The 429-nt window shown below is 39.9% G+C and carries 1 pseudogene; it reads left to right on the top strand.

The window, feature by feature from the left end:
- Positions 1–429, top strand: a pseudogene (locus tag BBI00_RS18990) (efflux RND transporter periplasmic adaptor subunit); the annotation flags it as partial.

The following is a 429-nucleotide window of genomic DNA, read 5'->3' as shown; positions in this document are numbered from 1 at the left end:
TGTACAGTTTAAGCTGACCAATAACCCTGAAATGCTTTATAATGCAAAAGTTTATAGTATTGGTTCTTCTTTTGAAAATGAAAGCAAGACCATTTCTGTTCATGCCAATGTTACAGGAAATAAAGTGGGGTTGATCGACGGAATGAATATCACAGGTGTAATTAATCTTGAGAGTGCGACAACGCCTGCAGTTCCCGATGAGGCAATTGTAGAGGCTGACGGTAAGTTCTATGTATTTGTACAGACAGACAAAAAAGCTGAGGAGCATGAAGCTCTAGAGAAGGCAGATGATGATCATGGACATGGACATGATGAAGGAGAAGCTGAACACGGTCACAAAAATGAACAGGAAGCTGGAAATCACGCGAAAGAACAGGGGAAGAAAATGAATTTTGAAAAAGTTGAAGTGGCGAAAGGTTCATCAGAAAT

The sequence above is a fragment of the Chryseobacterium arthrosphaerae genome (assembly GCF_001684965.1).
In the GTDB taxonomy this organism is placed as follows: domain Bacteria; phylum Bacteroidota; class Bacteroidia; order Flavobacteriales; family Weeksellaceae; genus Chryseobacterium; species Chryseobacterium arthrosphaerae.
Note: the sequence above shows the minus strand (reverse complement) of the source record. Positions and strands in the feature narration are given on the sequence as shown.